The organism is Sphingomonas populi, from assembly GCF_004208535.1.
Taxonomy (GTDB): domain Bacteria; phylum Pseudomonadota; class Alphaproteobacteria; order Sphingomonadales; family Sphingomonadaceae; genus Sphingomonas; species Sphingomonas populi.
In genome coordinates this window covers 1-2,188 of record NZ_SGIS01000122.1, presented here as the reverse complement: position 1 = coordinate 2,188, position 2,188 = coordinate 1, and the positions used below count along the sequence as shown (strand labels likewise).

Here is a 2,188-nt window from a genome sequence, read left to right as displayed (position 1 = left end):
CCCCGGATGAGGTGGCCATCGCCGGTCTTCGGCTAGGGTTCGGATGCGAACTTGAACCTGGAGAAGACGACGATGACCGATGCCAAGATGGCGCTGCTCGAGCTGGTCGAGCAAGAGGCGGATGCTGACCTGGTACGCGAGATGCTGGCGTTTGCCGCCGATCGCATGATGGATCTGGAGATCGAGGCGAAGACGGGTGTCCCGGCGGGCACCCGCTCGCCCGACCGCCTGAACCACCGGAACGGCTACCGTGACCGTAACTGGGACACGCGTGCCGGCCGGATCGAACTGGCGGTCCCGAAGCTGAGGAAGGGCAGCTACTTCCCGAGCTTTCTGGAGCCGCGCCGGACAGCGGAGAAGGCGTTGGTGGCAGTGATCCAGGAAGCCTACATCCAGATTCCATGAGGAGTGGATAGCGACCCGGTCTCTGGCAGAGTGAGGTTGCTCAATATCACACTCTGGAGGCAATCATGTTTGCAATAGCCGACGGCTCCGAGACTCAAGCCGCTATCCGCGTTGATCTTGCGGCGATTTTCGTCTCGATGGAACTGAGTAAATCGACCTGGCTTGTCACGTCCCTCTCACCGGGCAGCGAGAAGATGTCGCGTCACTCGGTCATCGGCGGCGACATCGCTGGTCTTTTCGCATGTTTCGCCGATCTGCGCCGGAAGACACAGGCGCGCACAGACAAGCTTTACCCGTTGGTGGTGATCCAGGAAGCAGGTTTGGACGGGTTCTGGCTCCATCGGGTTATCGATCGTGAAGATTGGATCGAGAGCCATGTTGTCGATGCCGCATCGATCGCCGTATCGCGGCGGCGTCGACGGGCGAAGACCGACCGCATCGATGGCGAGACGCTGATCCGCGCCCTGATGGCTTACAAGCGCGGCGAGCCCCGCGTGTGTTCGATGGTTCGGGTGCCGAGCCCTGAGGAGGAAGATCGCCGTCGGGTTTGCCGCGAACGCAAGGCGCTGGTCGCCGAACGGATCGTCCACGTCAATCGCGTCAAGGGTCTCCTCTTCAGTCAGGGTATTCGGGACTACGACCCGCTGCGTCGTGATCGCCGCAAGCGGCTGGAGGCGCTTCGTACCGGCGATGGCCGCGCGCTCTCCGGCCACATCGGTGCGCAGATCCGCCGTGAACTCGATCGCCTTGAGGTTTTGCTCGAACAGATAAGGGTGGTGGAGGTTGAGCGAGATGCGCTGGTGGCCGAAGCAACGCCAGACATACCCCAGCCGGCGGCAATGCTACTGAGCATCAAGGGCATTGGGCCGGAGTTTGCGGCTGTCCTCTACTCAGAAGGCCTGTTCCGGCATTTCGGCAATCGGAGGCAACTGGCCGCTTATGCTGGGCTGGTGCCGTCTCCGTGGCAGAGCGGCTCGATCGACCGTGAGCAGGGCGTCTCGAAAGCGGGTAATCCGCGGTTGCGAACGACGATGGTCCAGCTGGCGTGGCTCTGGCTACGGCACCAACCGGATTCAGCGCTCGCCCGCTGGTTCAAGCAACGAGTGGAATATAATGGTGGGCGGCTCAGGAAGGCAACCATTGTCGCCCTTGCTCGCAAGCTGCTCATCGCGCTTTGGAAATATGTGACTGCTGGGGTCGTCATCGAAGGAGCCATCATGAAGGTGGCCTGATGACCGTTCTGAACCTTGAGTTTCTCCAATCCCCAGGACTTGATCAGTCCTGACGGATCCAGGTGAACGGACCGAAGATGCCTTTGGCTTGAAAATGCCGTCATCCAGAATGGTCCCGTTTCCTGAGCCCTTGTCCGCCGAAAGCGGAATATTGGTGCAGCCGTCCCGAGCGGCGACCGGATGTGAGGTTGTACAGGCTCGGTGACCGGGCCGGTATTATACAATGGGCTCAGACCATGGATCTCTAACCAGGAGGCGGCCATGTCACTTTGATAATAGCTTGACCCCAAACTCCTCATGTGAGGCATCTCGACGCGCTCGGTCGACGATCTGGTGAAGGCGATGGGCGGAACCGGCGTCTCGAAGAGCCAGGTGAGCCGGCTGATCACCGAGATCGACGAGCGGGTGAACGCCTTCCTCAACCGCCCGATCGAAGGCGAGTGGCCGTACCTGTGGATCGACGCCACCTACCTGAAGGAGCGCGAAGGCGGCCGCATCGTCTCGACCGCGGTGATAGTGGCGGTGGGCGTCAACACGCTCGGCAAGCGCGA

1 protein-coding gene and 2 pseudogenes are annotated in these 2,188 nt (G+C 61.3%); all 3 read left to right on the top strand.

All coding sequences use genetic code 11. The features are described 5' to 3' along the window. Nucleotides 1-72 precede the first annotated feature (72 nt). Nucleotides 73-396, top strand: a pseudogene (locus EWE75_RS24345) (transposase); the annotation flags it as partial. A gap of 74 nt (nt 397-470) precedes the next feature. Further along, nucleotides 471-1,637 carry an IS110 family RNA-guided transposase gene (locus tag EWE75_RS24340; RefSeq protein WP_165388533.1) on the top strand — a complete coding sequence of 389 codons (1,167 nt, stop codon included), beginning with the start codon at nt 471-473 and terminating at the stop codon, nt 1,635-1,637. Nucleotides 1,638-1,940: 303 nt separating this feature from the next. Further along, a pseudogene (locus EWE75_RS24335) lies at nt 1,941-2,188 on the top strand (transposase); the annotation flags it as partial.